We start from the raw sequence: 16,982 nt of genomic DNA, 5'->3' as shown, positions 1-16,982 counted from the left end.
TCCTAGCTGCAACTTGCTTACTGAAACCTAAATTACGCCCGGTTCCTTCGTGCACTCACCGCACCGTGACTCGAATTTCGATCTGCGCGATCGCCGTCTTCCCGGCCTGGCGCCTTCAGGCGCCGGTTGGCGATCTCTGTTTCGCAATGCGCTTGACCGGCGCATGGGCCGGCGCGGCATGTTCGGACGGATCGGCCATGTGAGGAATGCGGTGCTCGATGTGCTCAACGACACGGAAGAAGGCATCCAGCGCCTTGGCATCTAGGCCGGCCGTGAGGTTGCTGTGCCGGCGCAGGATTTCGTCGAGGCTGCGGTCAAGCAGCGCCACACCCTGAGCTGTCAACCGGATCTCGCTCCGGTTCCGGGCGCTGCCCCTGACCGGCGTCAGCTTGATCAACCCCTTCTTCTTCAGCGATGTCGTCTCGCGGCTGACGACGGCCTTGTCCAGCTGCGCGTTGGTCCAGATGTCGTAGGCGCTGGCGGGCTCATGTTCCCTGAGAAAGGACAGCACCCGCCATTCCGCGAGCGAGACGCCGTAGGCTTTCGGGAAGAACGCATTGGCATTCGCGCGCAACTTGGCGACCAGGCTCGACAGCACCGTCGGCACATAGCGTTCGAAATCGATCACCAGCTCCGAGCGCGCGTCCTCCTGCGGGGCGTGGCGCGGATCAGGGGCCTTGGTGCGACTTGTGGCAGTCCGATTTTTCATTCTTTCACGAGTTGTGTGCGCGCGATCAACACCAGGACCGCCGCGACGAGGAGAACGCCTGTTACTACGAGGAAACCGGTGGTGAAGCTGCCCGAAGCGTCCTTGGCGCGTCCGATCACGATCGGGATCGTCGCGCCTCCGATACTGCCGATCATGCCGACCAGGCCGATCGCTCCCGGCGCGCTCTGCCGCGACATGTAGGACTGCGGAATAGTCCAGAACACGGCCTGCGTACCATAGACGCCGACATTGGCAACCATGAATCCGATGATGATCCAGATCGGCGATGTGGAAAAGGCCGCGATCGCAAAGCCCGCTGCGGCGATCACGAAGGTCGTCGCGGCATAGTAGAAGCGCTCACCGACATGATCGGAGTGGCGCGACAGTGCAATCATGCCGATCAGGCCGGCGATCGGCGGGATCGCGGTCACGAAGCCGACCTGCGAATTCGGCAGGCCGAACGACTTGATGATCTGCGGCAGCCAGGGGAACAGCGACGCCAGGCCGCAGAACAGGGCGAAATTGCACAGGCCGAACAGCAGCACCATCGGCTTGGTGATGGTCCTGAGCACGCCTTCGGCATGCACCACCCCGGTTGCCTTGGCATCGCGCTCCAGTGCACCGGTCAGCCAGTTGCGCTGCGCCGTCGACAGCCAGCTCGCCTGCTGCGGGCGGTCGGTCAGATAGAAGATGCCGACGATCCCCAGGATGATGGGCGGTACGCCTTCGAGGATGAACAGCCATTTCCAGCCCGAAATCCCGAGCGTTCCGTTCAGCTCGAGGATGGCGCCGGAGATCAGCGAGGCGAAGATGTAGGAGATCGGCACGGCATAATTGAACATCGCGTTGTAGCGGGCGCGGTAGCTGAACGGAAACCAGAGGCTCAGCAGCAGCATGACGCCGGGAAACAGGCCGGACTCGGCAAAGCCCAGGAAGCCACGGAATGCATAGAGGCTCAGCGGGCCCTGCGTGAAGGCCATCAGCACCGTGGCAATGCCCCACAGGATCGCGATCCGCGTCAGCGTGACGCGTGCGCCGTACTTGCTGAGGATGAGATTGCTCGGGATCTCGAAGATGGAATAGGTGAAGTACATGATCCCGACCGCGATGCCGAACATCTCGGCGTTGAGGCCGAGCTCCTTGTTCATCTGCAGCGCGGCAAAGGAGATGTTGCCGCGGTCGAGAATGGCGAGGAAGTACATCGCCATCACGAACCACATCAGGCGCAGCGCGACCTTGCGGATGGTGGTGCGTTCGATCTCCGGGTCGGCGGTCGCACTCGCCGCCTTGTCCATCACGACTTCGGTCATCCCAGCTTCCCCCGATTCTTGATTTTTGATGGTCGCCTCATGCGGGCAGGCAGACTTCCAACCGGTCGCCTGCCACGCGCACGGGATAGGTCCGGATGTCGATCTCGACCGGACTGGTCAGCGCCTCGCCGGTCCTTATGTCGAAGCGGCCCATATGCAGCGGGCATTCGATCTCGCAGCCGTCCAGGATGCCGTCCGACAAGAGCGCCTCCGCATGCGTGCAGATATTGCTGGTGGCGTAGTACTCATTGCCGATGCGATAGAGCGCGATGTGATGGCCGGCGATCTCGATGCCATAGGGCTCGCCTTCGCTCAACGCGCCGAGCGCGGCAGCTTCGTGCCAGATTCCTTGATCCGTCATTTGCCCTCTCAGATGCTGTAGAAATCGAGCACGGTCGGGACGCGGTCGTTGACCAGCGTGATAATCTTGCGCGTGATCTTCCAGGTCTCGCCTTCACGTCTCAGCGTGTGCTGATAGCGCCCGTGGCGCAGATGCTCCTTGGCGACGCGCGGGTCGTAGACGTGGACCGAGAACACCGACTCGCATGTGATCTCGTCAGGCCCGGTCTCGGACGCTTCCAGGTTCGAGATCTGGTGCACGGTGCGCGGCAGCGGCAGCGCGGTGATCGATTTGCGCGACTCGATGCGTGCGATCCGCTCTTCCAGCCCGCGCCGTGCATCGTGGTAGAGCAACGAGACCTGCGTATTGGGATCATTGGTGGTGGTGTATTCGTCGAGCCATGCCGGTACCCAATAGACGGCATCCTCGCTGTACATCGCGACCCAGTCGGCCCATTCGCCGGCATCGAGCAGGCGGGCCTCGCGGAAGATGGTCGCGGCGGCGACCGCGTAAGCATCCGTTTGCTTGTTTGCGTTGCCAGCCATCACGCCGTCTCCCCCGCGGCGTGCTGCAACAGCCGGCGCCACTCGCGATAGCCGGGGTGGAAATTCGTCTCGCCGCCAAAGCTGGTGGGGCCGAACGACCATTCGGATGGGGTTATGCCGAGCTCGCGCGTATGCGCGGTTTCGCCGTGGCCGACGTTCGCAACGCCGCGCAGATAGCCTTGCGTAGGGGCGGCGGCCGTCGCGTCGTAGCCGGTCTGGCAGAATTCATACATGACGTTGTCGTCGGAGCTCGCGAGCCCGGATGCGTTGAAGAAGTCCTCGTAATTGCGAATACGAAGCGTGCGCGCGGCGGCACTTTCGCCGACTGGAGCAAGGCAATGCGACACCATCTCGGTCTTGTCGGGCGCCAGTGGCCGCCAGGTTCGCGCCTGCGCCGACAGGATGTCGATGACCTGGAGATTTGGAAAGATCGTGAGGTTGCGTTGCCGAAGCATCCACTTGGCGCGGGTGCTGCCGACGCGCTGCCGCACGGCATCGAGACGCGCTGGATCCATGCCGAGCGGACGACCGTACAGTTGCGTGCGCTTGATCGACCAGTTGACGGCGTGGCCATAGTCGAAGCTGAAGCTGCCTTGCCCTTCCTGTTCGCCTTCCGGCTCAACCGTGAAACCGGCGTCCGGTCCTGCGGTGGCGTTGCGCTTCTTCAGGATATCGACGTAGGAGCTGTGGGTGGTCGCGAAATGATAGTAGTCGAGACCGTTTTCGAACTGCAGCTTCCAGTTTGCATCGAACGTGTAGGTGCTGGCGCCGGGCACGAACTCGACTTCACCGCTGTCGCTCTGATCGATGATGAGATCGAGGAAGGCGCGGGTGTCACCGAGAAACTCTTCCAGCTGCGGAACGTCGGCCGAGAGGCTTGCGAACAGGAATCCGCGATACGAGCCAAGCCGCGCGACCGGAAGAAGGTCGTGATTCCTGTTCGAGAACGACGGCGGATACTGCCCGCTCGCTTCCTCCGTCACCGAGATGTTGCGTCCGCTCGAGTCGTAGGCCCAGCCATGATAGCGGCAGACATGGAATTTCTGCCGTCCCTGCTTAAAGGGGCAGACGATCGTTCCGCGATGCCGGCAGGTGTTGAGGAATGCGCCGACTTTGCCTTCGGCGCTCCGCATCACGAGAATCGGATGCCGGCCGATATGGGTGGTGACGAAGTCGTTGGGCCGGGCGATCTGGGATTCCAGGCCGATGAAATTCCATGTCGCCTCGAAAATATGGCGCAACTCGGCGTCGAACACGTCAGGATCGGTGAAGATCCGGCGATCGACTTCGAAAATGCGTTCGCTGGGGCGGTCGTCAATCAGCCGGGAGATCTCCCGCAGCCGTGCCGCGTGGTTCTGCGAAGCAGCGTTCATCACGTCCTCCCTTCGACTTACCGCCGGCTGCGCAAGGCGACCCACAAGGTCGCCTGCAGAGCCATGGCCGTTTCACGGCTCTCGTCCGTCCACGGCGGGAACAGCCGGCTTGATCGCCAATCTTGGAATGACTCTATAGTTGTCATGACAACTATGGTCAAGACGATTGGTTGACCGGACAGCCGGAGTGAGACGCGGTGGGGCCCGGCCGGCCGTCTGGAACGGGCGGCGGGATGCGGCGAACGGGGCCCGCGCGTAGGGCACCAGCACGGAGCAAGCAGATCGTTTGCAGGGGAATGACGCGCTCAGGTCTTGCGCACCGGCGCAGTCAGGATGATTCCCTCATCGATCAGGGCGCGACAGATTTTCTTCAAGGTTGCAATCGCTTCACGCGTTGCCCGGCTGACCGGCCGTCCACGCGGCAGCGCCAGCACGCGGTCGGCGCGCATCCACGGCAACAGCGCCGCCGATAGCGCGCCGGCAGCCACTTCCTGGTGAATGCCGGAGAAGGGCAGCAGGGCATAGCCGAGGCCCGCGGCCACCATGCGCTTCATCGGGGTGCTGTTGTCGACCCGGACCGCGCAGCGCATTGTCGATGGGAACGGGTTGCGGCTGAGCGGGCCCACGGCGGACGGCAGGGCGTCGAACTCCTTGCGGGTCAGTCTGCCGCGCTTCAGCAGCGGATCGCGCGGCGGCCCGATCAGGAACACCTGTTCGACCATGAGCAGTTCATAGTCGAGGTGATCGTTGGGGGGCGGCGTCGTCACAATCGCCAGATCGAGCTCACCCCGTAACAGGCGTTCGGATGCATTTTCCGTCAAGCCTTCACTTAGCTCGAGCCGCACGCGTGGAAATTGTTTCACGAATGTCTGGGCAAGCGGCGGGTAGAGGATATCGCCGAGGCTTGGCGGCGCGCCCATCCGGACCGTACCGCTGGGCTCCCGATTTTCCGTGCGCACCTCGGCCTTGATGTCGTCGATTGTTCCAAGCAGCCAACGCCCGCGCGCGAGCAGCACCTTGCCGGATTCCGTAACGGAGACACCGCGCGCACCGCGTTCGAGCAAGGCGCCGCCCAATTCGTCTTCGAGCTCCTTGACGTGGCGGCTGAGCGCCGACTGGGCGACGTTCAGCGTGCTCGCTGCGGCGGCAAAGCCGCCACGCTCGGCGACGGCAACGAAATAACGGATCTGTCGCAAGTCCACGATGGGCGCGCTCCATCTCAAATCGAGATGGATACCATATCAAACATATTCTTGTGAGATACCAAAAAAGGAGCAGTCTCTTCGCAACGATCAAACGGAGGAGAGACAAGGATGGGCATCGCCACCGATGAGGCACGCCGGACGTCCGTATTCATCGCCGGCGGCGGGCCGGTCGGCCTCGCGATGTCGCTGCTGCTCGACCGCTTCGGCATCGACTGCGTGGTGGTCGAGAAGAGCCCGACGACGACAGATCATCCGAAGTCGCGCGGCTGCTGGGTCCGCACCATGGAGATCTTCCGGCAGTGGGGGATCGAGCAGGCGATCCGCGACCGTGGCCTGCAGGACAACTCCGACATGTTCGTGTTCCTCGACAGCATTGCGGGTCACGAGTTCGGCCGCACCCGTCCCGAGCCGAATGTCGGACATACCCCCGCCTGGAAGAGCCTGGTCGCCCAGGACGCCGTTGAGGAGGAAATTCTGCGCGTGGTCGAGAAGTCGAAACTCGCCACGGTCCTGTTCAGCACGGCCTGTGAATCGTTCGAGGAGACCAACAGCGGCGTCAACGTCACGACGCGTTGCGAAAAGACCGGCGAGGTGACGCAGTGGACGGCGACCTATTTGATCGCCGCCGATGGCGCGGGCAGCCAGACGCGGCGCAGCGCGGGGATCGACATGGTCGGATCGGCCACGCTGGCGGTGATGTCGAATGAATACTGGCGTGCCGATCTGTCGCGGTTGCCGATCGCGGGCGAGGCCGCCGGCTTCATCATCGTCCCGGAAAGGCCCGATCTGCCGCGCGCCGGCATCCTGAACACCAATGGCCGGGATCGCTGGCTCACCGTGACGCAGATCGGCCTGACCAAGGACGATCGCGAGCGGCCGTGGACCGACCAGGAGTTCATCGAGATCGCGCGCGGCCATGTCGGCATTCCGGACCTCGACGTCACGCTTCTGAATCGCTCGATCTGGCGCGTCAGCATGCAGGTGGCCGAGACCTTTCGAAAGGGCCGGGTGTTTCTGGTCGGCGACTGCGCCCACCGCTTTCCGCCGACCGGCGGCTTCGGCCTGAACTCCGGCGTTCAGGACGCGCATAATCTCGCCTGGAAGCTGGCCTTCGTGTTGAAGGGCCGCGCCGACGAAAAGCTGCTCGACAGCTATTCCGGCGAACGCCGCCCGATCGCGCAATCCAATGCCAATTTCAGCTACGGCAATCGGCTGCGATTTGGGCTGACCGACGACGCCGTACGATCGCGCAATCCGGACCGGATCAGGTTCTGGATCAACGATATGGACAATCATCTGCACAGCATCGGGCAGAACCTCGGACACAATTACGAGGAGGGCGCGGTGATCCCCGATGGCACTGTCGCGAAGGCGTTGAACTCCCGCTACTACACGCCGACGGACCGCCCCGGCGCGCGCTTTCCGCATATGTGGCTCGAGCCTTCCCGCAAGAAATCGACGCTCGACTGGTTCGACAGGGCATTCACCGTCGTCACGGGTCCGCTCGGCAGCGAGTGGCTGGAGGCAGGGAAGCAGGTATCGGAGAAGACCGGTCTGCCGCTCTCGCTCAAACAACTGCCGTCAGCCGACCCGGCGGATGGCTTCCAGCTGGGCATGCGCGGCGCCGTGCTGGTGCGCCCTGATGGACATGTGGCGTGGCGGATGCCGTGGGTGCCGTCGGATCCGGCGAAGGAATTGGCCGGTGCGCTTTCGACGTTGCTGCATTAGCGGAGTCTCCAATGCAATCGTTCGAGTCCAACGGCGTCGTCACGGCGTTTGAGAAAACCGGACGCGGCGAGCCGATCGTGCTGCTGCATGGCGGCGAAGCCGATCATTCGATGTTCGACGGCCTTGCGCCTGTGCTGGCGCCGCATTTCACCGTGATCGCGTATGACCAGCGCGATTCCGGCGCCACCAGGAATCCTTCGTCGTCCTATTCGCTGGCCGATCTGGCTGATGATGCCGCGGCCTTGATCGGAGGGCTCGGCTATGGTCGTGCCCATGTCTTCGGGACCTCGCTCGGCGGCCTGATCGCGCAAGTGCTGGCGGCCCGCGATCCCGGCCGCATCGACCGCCTGATCCTGAGCAGCACCTGGAAGGTCAACAGAAGCCCGTTGGACGTCAATGCGGACGTCTTCCGCAGGCTCGCGTCCTATCGCGCGGACACCGCCGGCAACGCGCCGAAGATCGCGGAATACTTCTTCCCGCTGGACTACCTGCGTGCGCGGTCCGAACTGATCGACATCTTTCGTGGCTCGAACCGCGACGACGGCCAGAAGGCGCGACGTGGCGCCTTGCTCGCGCAGCCCGTCGCCGCCGATCTGACGGGCTTTGATCGCCCGACCTTGCTGCTGGCGGGGGCTGACGACCGGCTGATCCCGAACGCGGAGACATTTGCGCTCGCCCGCGATCTTGTGTGCGTCGAGACCAAGACGATCGCGGACGTTGGCCATGTCGCTTCGATCCAGGCCCCCGAGCGGGTGGCGGAGGCGGTGACGGCATTTCTGAATTCGAAAAAGAAGGCGGCTTGACAACAACAGGGGGAGACCATGGCTGAGCAAGCGAGCGCGGTGCCGTTCGACGAAGCGCCGGTGACGACGCGCTATTGGCTATCGATCATCATCTTCGCCGTCACGGGCGTGGTCGATTTCTTCGATTTCTTTGTGGTCGGATTTCTGGTCTCGGTGCTGGCGCCGAAATGGCACCTGACGTTTGGCCAGACCTCGATCATGCTGATGAGCGCCGGCATCGGGGCCATGCTGGGGGCATTCGTTGCGGGGGTCCTCGCGGATCGCTTCGGGCGCAAGCCGCTGGCGATTGCCGGCGTTCTGCTGTGCGGCCTGACCTCGGGCGCGATCGCCTTCATTCCGGAAGACGGCTGGATTGCGTTTGCGATCCTGCGCTTTTTCGTCGGCTTCGGCCTTGCCGCGGGCGCCGCGGCGGCAGTTCCTGCCATCGTCGAATTCGCACCGACCCGTCATCGCACACTGGTTACGAGCCTCGTGGTCGTTCCGGTCGCCTTCGGCGTGCTTTCGGCGTCGGTGACGGCGAGCTTTCTGTTGCCGCTGGTGGGATGGCGCGGCCTGGCGGCGGTCGGATTCCTGCCGATCATCCTCGGAATTCTGACCATGATCATCATGCCGGAATCGCCGCGCTGGCTGATCAGCAAGGGCCGTGTGCGCGAGGCGCAGTCGAATATCCGAAAGCTCTATCAGGTTGGCGACGAGTCATTTGTCCTGCCCACACTGCCGCCGGCGAACCCGGCGACATTTGCCGATCTGCTTGCCGAGCAGCGGCGCTTCTGGCTGACAGTCCTGATCTGGTTCGGCGCCAGCACGGCGAATTACGGCGTTTTCCTGTGGGGGCCGACGATCGTGGCGCTGCTGCTTGGCGTCGCGCCCCAGGAGGCGGCGAAGATGTTCATCTATGTCAGCCTCGCCGGCGTTGCTGGCCGGACCGGCTTTGCTTTTCTGGCGCACCGGATCGGCCGCAAGCCGTGTGGTCAGTTGATGGGCTATGGCACCGCGGTCTCGCTGGCGCTGGCCGCCTATTTTCACAACGACTTTGTCGGCTCAGTCCCGCTGTTCCTGGTCTTTCTGATCGTCGGCGCTGTGTTCTTCGATGGTGGATTTTCGAACATCGGGCCCTATCCCGCGGAGATCTTCCCGGTTCAGCTTTCGGGGCGCGCGGTCGGCCTTGCTCAGCTCTCGAACGGGGTCGGCAAGATCGTCGGGCCGCTGTGTCTCGCATTGATCGCCGGCGCGGACAATGTCGTGCATCCCAGCGCGACCGCGTCAGCGGTGATGCCGGCGTTCTGCTTTCTTGCCGGCGCGGGCCTCCTGATCGGACTTGCCTTTACGTTCCTCGGCGTCGAGCCGCACGGACGCCCGGTGGTTCTGTTTGGTGAAAACGCAGGTTCGACCAGTGCATCGAAGTCACTGGCCGCGAAAACCGCAGTGTGAAAGACGGAAGGTTTTACCATGGACAATGCGCACGACATGGTCGCGGAGGCGGCGCCGTTCGATACTGCCAAGCTCGATCGCCTGATGGATGAGGCGGGGCTCGACATCTTGATCGTCACCTCGCGTCACAACGTGCAGTACCTGCTCGGTGGATATCGTTTCTTCTTCTTCGACGTCATGGAGGCGATCGGCACGAGCCGCTATCTGCCTGTCTTCGTCTACCAGAAAGGGCACCCTGAAAATTCCGCTTACATCGGCAACCGCATGGAGAAGTTCGAACGTGAGCTCGGACGGATATCGGCGCCGATTGTCAAAGCGGGCGCGTGGGGAACGGTCGACGCGATCGGCATCGCCATTGATCATGTGAGAAAGCTCGGGGGCGCCGCCAAGCGCGTCGGTATCGAGGCCGGCTTCCTGCCGGCCGACGCCAGGGATCACCTGCTTGCCGGTCTTGGCCACGTCGAGGTCCGCGAGGCCCATTTCACGCTGGAACGGCTTCGTGCCTTGAAGTCACCGGCCGAACTGGATCTCATCAGGGAGGCTTCCGAACGGGTCGTTGAGGCGATGATGGCCACGTTCAAGGGCTGCGCGCCGGGCATGACCAAGAACGACGTCGTCGCCCGTCTGCGCCGCGAGGAGCAGCAACGTGATCTCGTGTTCGAATATTGCCTGATTGCCGCGGGCAAGAGCCATAACCGCGCGCCGTCGAACCAGCGTCTTGCGGAGGGCGACGTGATCTCGATCGATTCCGGCGGAAACTACCGGGGTTATATCGGCGACCTCAGCCGCATGGGCATTCTGGGCAAGCCCGACAGTGAGCTGCGTGAGTTGCTGCAAGAAATCGAGGACATCCAGCAGGTGGCCCGGCGCCCAATCCGGCCGGGCACGATGGGGGGCGACATTATCGCGGCGGGCGAGGCGGCCGTCCAAGCCTCTCCGCATCGCGCCGTGCTCGACTTCACCGCACACGGCATTGGGCTTGTCAGTCACGAAGCGCCGCGCCTCACCGCGACCGGCCCGGTGCCTTACGCGCCCTATGACGCCGACCGGCCGCTCGAATGCGGGATGGTGATCTCGATCGAAACCGCGCTGCTGCATCCGGCGCGCGGCTACATCAAGCTCGAGGACACGCTGATCGTCTCCGAATCGGGCTGGGAAGCGCCCGGTGACCATGGCAGGGGATGGAATTCGTCGCGTCTCATGGCGTGAAGCGGTCAACGCCAGGGCGGCATTTTTGGCTGGGGCACCGATTCAGCTGCGGTGCTGGAGGCGCCTCGCCGGTAAGTTTCGGAATACTAGAAATATATCCCTGAATTGCCCGACGTGTCAAGTTGCCCGGTCGACGCCGGCCGCCGCCGGCTACTTTGCATGGGGTTGTTTTCGATATTTTGGCGGTGCCCCTACGACGGCCCAGATGACTTCATGTGCGCTCGGCCAGGCGATTGATCCAGCGGTCTTTGCTTCACTCCAGCCTCCGGTCATGCGAAGGTTCGACCTGGATGCAGCGGCCGGCTCCGTGCCGTCTGCTCGCAGGTCGGCGCCGACGATGGGCAGGTGCAACCGATAAGGATGCCTCCCATCGACAAAAGCGACCCGATGACCGCGAATGCGCTCCGCGACTACGCCCAACGCATCCTGACCGCCCGTGTCTACGACGTGGCGGTCGAGACGCCTCTCGATTCCATGCCGCGGCTCTCGGAGCGACTGTCGCGCGCCGTATTGCTGAAGCGGGAAGACCTCCAGCCGATCTTCTCGTTCAAGCTTCGCGGCGCCTACAACAAGATCGTCAAGCTGCCGGACGCGCAGCGAAGGCTGGGCGTCATCTGCGCGTCGGCCGGCAACCACGCGCAGGGCGTGGCGCTGGCGGCGCGCAAGCTCGGCATTCCAGCGACGATCGTCATGCCGAGGACGACGCCGGCCATCAAGGTCGAAGCCGTCCGGCGTCTGGGCGGTGACGTTGTCCTGCATGGCGACACGTTCGACGACGCGCAAACCAAGGCCAGGGAAATCGAGGTCGCGCGCGGCCTGTCCTTCGTGCATCCGTTCGACGATCCTGATGTGATTGCCGGTCAAGGAACCGTCGGGATGGAGATCCTGCGGCAGCATCCCGATACGATCGAGGCGATCTTCGTGCCGATCGGTGGGGGCGGACTGGCGGCCGGCGTCGCCGCCTTCGTGAAATTCCTCAACCCCTCGATCAAGGTCGTCGGCGTGGAGCCGGCAGACGCTGCGTCGATGGCGGCAGCGCTCGCCAAGGGGAATGTTGTCGCTCTGGACCAGGTCGGACTGTTCGCCGACGGCGTCGCAGTCCGCAAGGTCGGCGCGGAGACGTTCCGTCTCTGCCGCGATCTGCTTGACGAGGTCGTCACCGTGGATACCGACGCCATGTGCGCGGCCATCAAGGATATCTTCGATGATGTGCGATCGGTTGCCGAGCCGTCCGGGGCCTTGGCCCTCGCCGGGCTGAAGGCCTATGCCGAGCGCGGCGCGCTAAGCGACGGGAGCCTGATTGCCGTCAACAGCGGGGCCAATCTGAACTTCGACCGGCTGCGCACCATTGCCGACCGCGCCGAGGTCGGCGAGCACCGCGAGGCGCTGCTTGCCGTGACCGTGCCGGAGCGTCCCGGCAGCTATCGGCACTTCATCCGCGTTCTCGGTTCGCGGGCCATCACGGAATTCAACTACCGCTTTGCCGAGACGACCGCGCCGGCTCAACTCTTCGTCGGCATCGCGCTGACCCGGGGCGAGCCCGAGAAGCGGGAAGTCATGGAGCTGCTTCGGCGCGAGGGCTATCCGATCCTGGATCTGAGCGAGAACGAGATGGCCAAGGACCATGTGCGCTACATGGTGGGTGGCCGCGCCCCGCTTCTCAAGGACGAGCTGATCTATCGCTTCGAGTTTCCGGAGCGTCCCGGCGCGTTGCTGACGTTCCTCGAGAGCCTGGCGCCCGACTGGAACATCTCGCTGTTCCACTACCGAAATCACGGCGCCGACTACGGGCGCATATTGGCTGGAATCGAGGTCAAGCCTCAGGAGCGCGCGCGGTTCGTCCAAGCGCTGGATGCACTCGGCTATCCCTACTGGAACGAGAGCGAAAATCCGGCCTATCGCCTGTTCCTGTCCGCCGAGAAGGGATGAGCGGGGTGGCTTCGAGGTTTGAGAGCTCAATCGTTCGGTTCGGTTCGGATCGGATCAGCGATCGGCAGTCAGTTGCCGGCGATATCGCTCGGCATCCCAGTTCAGCAACGCATGCTCATTCTCTGCCGTCAGATAGTTGATCCGTGCGGTCAGAGGCAGGCGGCAGGTGACCAGTGCAAGACAGCTCAGCATGGCTTCCGCGCCATCGCTTGCGTCCTCGCGGATGAGGCTGCCGATGCCTGGCACGAGAAGCGCAACCGGCGGCGGCAACCCGTCCGCAGTGGCGTGGGCGATCATGACGCTCAGGTTCTCGCGATGCTCCAGGACCGGCAGGCCGGGGCCGAGGAAGACGACGTGATCAGGATAGAGCGAGCCGCTGGTCGCGATCGCGCGGCTGTAGCGGTCGGTGGCAATGTCGTGGCCGCGAGGGTCCTGCGGCAGACGAAAGTGCGTTCCTGCGCAGATTCTCCGGAGCGCGTCATAGTCTGCAGCCGGCGCGCGACGCTGCTCCAGCGCGAGGCGCTTCTCGACGTCGGCGACCAGAGCCTCCGCCGCGTCGCAGGTGGCTGCGCCGACCACCAGGCCGTGATTGCCGAGGATCAGGACATCGACCGCATCCTGTGCGATCGCCTCACTGACCGCGCATGCGAGCGGCAGCCCCGGGTGGTGATAGTCGAGGTAACGCCAGGCCAGCCCGTCCAATCGCCGTGCAAATTCGTCGCTAGCGTCGGTTCGCACCGCCCACGCTATGGTGTTGACGGAATGGACATGCAGCACGATCCGGTGCGGCATCAGCGCATGCAGCGAGGTCTCGATCGAGGCGCGCAGCGTCGTCCCGGCGTTCGGTGCGAGCGGCACGCGCTCGTCGCCTTGCGTCAGGGCCGCGCGCGCGGCCGACAATGCGACCGGCACGAAGATGTCCTTGTCCTCGGCGTCGGCCAACCAGGTGCCCGACGCCTTCACCCACAGCACGTCGCCATCCTTGACCGATGAATTGCCGCCGGCGCCTTGCACCAGCAGGATATTCCTGCCGACGCGTGCCGACATGCGGCGCAGTTCGTCCAGCGTTTGAGGCGGTCGCATCGGGCTGTTCTCACCAGGTCAGATGGTCCATCGTCCAGTGCGGCATCCGCGCCGCTGCGCCGGCGACGGTCTTGATCGCCTGCGGCAGATCGCTCGCCCGCGAAAGCGTCGCCCGGTGCGCGCCGGAGCCGATCAGCAGCGTCAGCATGCCGGCGGCACGTCCACCGGCGATATCGTGATCGAGGGAGTCGCCGATGACGAGGATCCGTTCCGGCGGCGGATGGCCCAATTGATCGCGCGCAGCGGCAAACATCGGCGGATACGGCTTGCCGACGAACAGCGCGGTGCCGCCGAGCGATTGGTAAAATGCGGCGAGCGCGCCCGGCGCCGGGATCAGTCCCGCGACGCCGAACATCACGAGGTCAGGATTGGCGCACAGCATCGGCAGTTGCCGTGCGGCCGCGGCCGTCAGTTGCGCACGCCAGCGCTCGGGCTCCGCCGCGTCATCGTCGAGCCCACCGAGCAGGATGAAATCGCCCTCGCGAATGTGCGAGACCACCACAAGGTCGGTGCCGTCGACGATCGAGCGGTCGGCGTCGCGCGAGATCAGGAAGCACGCGCGTCCGAGCTCGGCAAAGGGGGCCTTCTCGCGCGCATGCAGGCCACGCCAGGTGACCTCGCCCGACGACAACACGCCGTCATAGGCGTCCGGCGGCAGGCCAAGCGCCGCGAGGCGCCGCTGGTTGCTGCCGGCGCGCTTGCCGGAATTCGAAAGGATCAAGATGCGCTTGCCGCCCTCGCGCAGTCTTGCCACGCAATCCAGCGCCGCAGGGAACACCGCCATGCCCTCGTGCAGTGTGCCCCATTGGTCGAGCAGCACATGATCGAAACGGTCGGCGATGGCGTGAAGGCCGGCGATCGCGGTCGCATCGGCCTTCATGGCGGACCTCCGTTCAGTGCGAGCAGTGCGGCGCCGTAGCTTGCTTCGGTCTGTTCGGCGACCGACACGGGTACACCGAGAATGCGATGCCTGATCCTGGTCCAGGCATCGTTCCTCGCGCCGCCGCCGATGCCGATGACGCGGCGCAGACGCGGTGCGCCGAGCCGCGCCAGCTGGTGGTAGGCGAGCGCTTCGACCGAGGCGATACCTTCGAGCAGGCCCTGGAAGAAGCGACAATCTTCCGCCGGGCGCGGCGTGATCCGCGCGGCCAGCGCCGGGTCGGCGATCGGGAAACGCTCGCCGGGTTTCGGCAGCGGGTAGTAGTCGAGCCCGGTCGGCTGGTCCGGCGTCACCTGCGGTGTCAGCCGCTCCATCTCGTCGGCGGTGAAATGCACCAGGAGCGCGGCACCGCCGGAGTTCGATGCGCCGCCGGCAAGCCACCGTTCGCCGAGCCGGTGCGAATAGACCCCCTGATCGGCCGCGAAGATCGGCTGGGTCGCAAGCTGCTTCACCACCAATGTGGAGCCGAGCGAGGTGACGGCATCGCCGGGCTGGTCGGCACGCGTCGCGATGAAGGCCGCAACGCCATCGGTGGTGCCGGCCGCGACCTGCGCGGTGGGCGGCAGCCCGAGCGACCGCGCGATCTGGGGATCCATCTCGGCAAACGGCGTTCCCGGCACCAGCACGTCTGGAAGCAGATCGCCTCGCACCCCGAGCTGGTCAAGCCAGGGCGGCCACGCGCGCGCGACCGGGTCGTAACCGAGCTTCAGCGCGTTGTTCTCGTCGCTGATGCCATGACGGTTCGCGAACCGGCCCGCGATCCAGTCCGCCTGATGAACAGCGTGGCGCGCATCGCCGATATAGCCATGATTCAGCAGATAGAGCAGCTTGGCGAGCGCGCTGCTAGCGCCATGCGCGCCGCTGTCGCGCGGCGCGACCGCTGCCACGCGCGTCGCCTCCTGGGTGGCGCGTGCATCGTTGTACATCAGCCCCGGCGAGCAGGGGCGGCCGGCCGCATCGACCAGCAGCAGCGTGCCTGACGTACCGTCGACGACGATGCGCGTGATGTCGCCGAGACCAACGGTCTCGCCGAGCTTGCGGATCGCCGCCACCGCCGCCTGCCACCAGAGCTCCGGTTTCTGGTCGATGGCGTTGCCGTCGACGCGCGGTGCGGGCAGGGCGACTGATGCGAAGCCGCGGATGCCGGCCTGCGGATCGATTGCGCAGGCGCGGACTCCTCCGGTTCCGACATCGATGCCGAGATACAAACCTCCCATGCGACTTCACCGCTCTCTGTGCCCGCGCTTCGACATTGGTTGCGCTGCAGCACGTTTGGGGGATTGACGCCCCCTCCGGCCTCTGCAATTTTTTGCAGGACGTGAAGAAATTTGCAAGCGGACTTTTCCGGACATGGCTACCCCGCCCGACAGGCTGCCGGTAATCGACGGCGAGGCGTCGCTCGCGACGCGAGCGGCGTGGCTGTATTTCGCGGCGGGGCTGACGCAGTCGGAGGTTGCTGACCGCCTCAACATCCAGAGTACCAAAGCGCATCGCCTGATTGCGCGCGCCAGCCGCGAGGGCATGATCCGCGTTTTCGTCGAGGGACCGGTCGCCGAATGCGTCGCGCTGGAGAACGATCTCGCGCGGCGCTTTGGCCTTTCGTTCTGCCGCGTCGCGCCTGATCTCGGCGAGAGCGACCTGCCGCTCAAGGCGCTGGCGCTGGAAGGCGCGAGCTTCCTGCGCCAGATCCTCGAGCGCGGCCAGGACAAGGTGATCGGCGTCGGTCACGGCCGCACACTCGCCGCCGTCGTCGAGCAGATGCCGCAGACCCCGGCGCGCGACGCGCAATTCGTGTCGCTGCTCGGCGGACTGACGCGGAAATTTGCCGCCAATCCGTTCGACGTGATTCACAAGCTCGCCGAACGCACCGGCGCGGAAGCCTATCTGTTGCCGGTGCCGGTATTTGCCAATTCCGTCGCCGACCGCGCCGTGCTGATGCAGCAATTCGGCATTGCCGACGTGTTCGCGCTGGCGCGCAAGGCCTCGCTGCTGTTCGTCGGTATCGGCCAGGTCAGCCGCGACGGCTTCCTGGTCTCGAGCGGCATGATCAGGCCCGACGAGGTCGTCGAGCTCAAGCGCGTCGGCGCCTGCGCCGACCTGCTCGGACATTTCTTCAGCGCCGACGGAACGGTGCTGGACACCGATCTCTCGGCGCGCGCCACCTCCATGAGCATGCCCGATCTCAGGAAGCACCGGATCGTCGCCATCGCCGGCGGGCCGGCCAAGGTGACCGCGCTGCGCGGCGTGCTGCGCAGCGGCGTTCTGCACGGCCTCATCATCGACGAAGCGACTGCAAAGGCGCTCGCTACCGACAAGCCGGAGACGACATCCGGCAAGACAAGAAGCAAGACCCGGAAGGACACATAACAAGCGTCAA

Annotated in this window: 15 protein-coding genes; 6 read left to right on the top strand and 9 right to left on the bottom strand. The window is 64.7% G+C overall.

The window, feature by feature from the left end:
* Nucleotides 1-115: 115 nt before the first annotated feature.
* From ABIB78_RS09725 to ABIB78_RS09700, 6 genes are all read right to left on the bottom strand, one after another.
* On the bottom strand, nt 116-709 hold the full coding sequence (locus ABIB78_RS09725) for a MarR family winged helix-turn-helix transcriptional regulator (protein WP_429024002.1): 594 nt from the start codon (nt 707-709) through the stop codon (nt 116-118).
* Complete coding sequence (locus ABIB78_RS09720; RefSeq protein ID WP_429024001.1) at nt 706-2,019, bottom strand: MFS transporter; 1,314 nt, start codon at nt 2,017-2,019, stop codon at nt 706-708. Before ABIB78_RS09720 ends, ABIB78_RS09725 begins: the two co-directional genes overlap by 4 nt.
* Before the next feature lie 37 nt (nt 2,020-2,056).
* Nucleotides 2,057-2,380, bottom strand: coding sequence for a non-heme iron oxygenase ferredoxin subunit (locus tag ABIB78_RS09715; RefSeq protein ID WP_429024000.1), 324 nt, complete (start codon nt 2,378-2,380; stop codon nt 2,057-2,059).
* Between the two features lie 8 nt (nt 2,381-2,388).
* Nucleotides 2,389-2,904 carry an aromatic-ring-hydroxylating dioxygenase subunit beta gene (locus ABIB78_RS09710; protein WP_429023999.1) on the bottom strand — a complete coding sequence of 172 codons (516 nt, stop codon included), beginning with the start codon at nt 2,902-2,904 and terminating at the stop codon, nt 2,389-2,391.
* Nucleotides 2,904-4,277: an aromatic ring-hydroxylating oxygenase subunit alpha gene (locus ABIB78_RS09705; protein ID WP_429023998.1), complete on the bottom strand. Its 1,374-nt coding sequence runs from the start codon at nt 4,275-4,277 to the stop codon at nt 2,904-2,906. The genes ABIB78_RS09710 and ABIB78_RS09705 overlap by 1 nt, the downstream gene beginning before the upstream one ends.
* Nucleotides 4,278-4,582: 305 nt before the next feature.
* Nucleotides 4,583-5,500, bottom strand: coding sequence for a LysR family transcriptional regulator (locus ABIB78_RS09700; protein WP_429023997.1), 918 nt, complete (start codon nt 5,498-5,500; stop codon nt 4,583-4,585).
* 90 nt (nt 5,501-5,590) lie between these two features.
* Here ABIB78_RS09700 and ABIB78_RS09695 point away from each other — a divergent pair, with 90 nt between their 5' ends.
* The 5 genes from ABIB78_RS09695 to ilvA all read left to right on the top strand — a co-directional run bounded on the left by ABIB78_RS09695 (nt 5,591) and on the right by ilvA (nt 12,582).
* Entirely contained in the window at nt 5,591-7,210 is a 1,620-nt protein-coding gene (locus ABIB78_RS09695) for an FAD-dependent monooxygenase (protein ID WP_429023996.1), read from the top strand.
* Between the two features lie 11 nt (nt 7,211-7,221).
* On the top strand, nt 7,222-8,013 hold the full coding sequence (locus tag ABIB78_RS09690; RefSeq protein WP_429023995.1) for an alpha/beta fold hydrolase: 792 nt from the start codon (nt 7,222-7,224) through the stop codon (nt 8,011-8,013).
* 18 nt (nt 8,014-8,031) lie between these two features.
* The gene (locus tag ABIB78_RS09685) at nt 8,032-9,444 is read left to right on the top strand and encodes an MFS transporter (RefSeq protein WP_429023994.1); all 1,413 of its coding nucleotides are present in this window, start codon (nt 8,032-8,034) and stop codon (nt 9,442-9,444) included.
* Nucleotides 9,445-9,462: 18 nt separating this feature from the next.
* Nucleotides 9,463-10,653 carry a M24 family metallopeptidase gene (locus ABIB78_RS09680; RefSeq protein WP_429023993.1) on the top strand — a complete coding sequence of 397 codons (1,191 nt, stop codon included), beginning with the start codon at nt 9,463-9,465 and terminating at the stop codon, nt 10,651-10,653.
* A gap of 387 nt (nt 10,654-11,040) precedes the next feature.
* Nucleotides 11,041-12,582: a threonine ammonia-lyase, biosynthetic gene (ilvA, locus tag ABIB78_RS09675; RefSeq protein WP_429023992.1), complete on the top strand. Its 1,542-nt coding sequence runs from the start codon at nt 11,041-11,043 to the stop codon at nt 12,580-12,582.
* Between the two features lie 54 nt (nt 12,583-12,636).
* On the opposite strand, the gene ABIB78_RS09670 is transcribed toward ilvA, so the two are convergent.
* Genes ABIB78_RS09670 through ABIB78_RS09660 form a run of 3 tightly spaced genes read right to left on the bottom strand, consistent with a single transcriptional unit; the run spans nt 12,637 to nt 15,822 of the window.
* On the bottom strand, nt 12,637-13,665 hold the full coding sequence (locus ABIB78_RS09670) for a class II aldolase/adducin family protein (RefSeq protein ID WP_429023991.1): 1,029 nt from the start codon (nt 13,663-13,665) through the stop codon (nt 12,637-12,639).
* Between the two features lie 10 nt (nt 13,666-13,675).
* Complete coding sequence (locus tag ABIB78_RS09665) at nt 13,676-14,545, bottom strand: TIGR01459 family HAD-type hydrolase (RefSeq protein ID WP_429023990.1); 870 nt, start codon at nt 14,543-14,545, stop codon at nt 13,676-13,678.
* Complete coding sequence (locus ABIB78_RS09660) at nt 14,542-15,822, bottom strand: FGGY-family carbohydrate kinase (RefSeq protein ID WP_429023989.1); 1,281 nt, start codon at nt 15,820-15,822, stop codon at nt 14,542-14,544. The genes ABIB78_RS09665 and ABIB78_RS09660 overlap by 4 nt, the downstream gene beginning before the upstream one ends.
* Before the next feature lie 133 nt (nt 15,823-15,955).
* On the opposite strand from ABIB78_RS09660, the gene ABIB78_RS09655 reads away from it, so the two are divergent.
* Nucleotides 15,956-16,972 (top strand): sugar-binding transcriptional regulator, encoded by a 1,017-nt coding sequence (locus tag ABIB78_RS09655; protein ID WP_429023988.1) that lies wholly within the window; start codon nt 15,956-15,958, stop codon nt 16,970-16,972.
* Nucleotides 16,973-16,982 lie beyond the last annotated feature (10 nt).

Source organism: Bradyrhizobium sp. I1.14.4 (assembly GCF_050435825.1).
In the GTDB taxonomy this organism is placed as follows: Bacteria; Pseudomonadota; Alphaproteobacteria; order Rhizobiales; family Xanthobacteraceae; genus Bradyrhizobium.
This window is presented reverse-complemented; position numbering and strand designations above follow the sequence as displayed.